The sequence below is a fragment of the Kocuria sp. CPCC 205263 genome, from assembly GCF_040981075.1.
GTDB lineage: Bacteria > Actinomycetota > Actinomycetes > Actinomycetales > Micrococcaceae > Kocuria > Kocuria rosea.
Genome location: NZ_JAVKPV010000090.1, coordinates 1 through 511 on the forward strand (window position 1 = coordinate 1; position 511 = coordinate 511).

At 78.1% G+C, this 511-nt stretch carries 1 protein-coding gene; it reads right to left on the bottom strand.

What is annotated here, in order from left to right; all coding sequences use genetic code 11:
• A partial coding sequence (locus RF647_RS19290; protein WP_368813142.1) for an ATP-grasp domain-containing protein occupies nucleotides 1–511 on the bottom strand: 511 nt, incomplete at both ends.

Consider the following 511-nt stretch of genomic DNA (forward strand, 5'->3'; position numbering starts at 1 on the left):
CCGGGGGCCTCGAAGAGCTCCACGGCCAGCACGCCGGTCACGTCCAGCTCGGTGGCCAGCGTCCGGGCGGCGTGCGCCGCCGCGGTCGCGACCTCCGGCAGCAGCCGCGGCGCGGGCGCGATCACCTCGTCGCACACGCCGTCCACCTGGACGGACTCCACCACGGGCCACGCCCGGACCTCGCCGGACGGGGTGCGGGCCACGAGGGCGGAGAGCTCGCGGGTGAAGGGAACCTTCTCCTCGGCCAGCAGCGGCCCGTCCGTGCGGGCGAACCACTGCGCCGGCCCGGCGCTGCGGGCGGCCTCCGCCGAGGCCAGGACCATGACGCCCTTGCCGTCGTAGCCGCCGCGCGGGGTCTTGAGCACCACGGGCCAGCCGGCGTCCTCGCCGAAGGCCACGAGCTCCTCGGCGTCGGCGACGGCGGCCCAGCGCGGGTTGGGCAGGCCGAGGCGCTCCACGGCCGCGCGCATCCGCAGCTTGTCCTGGGCGTGCACGAGGGCGTCCGGGCCCG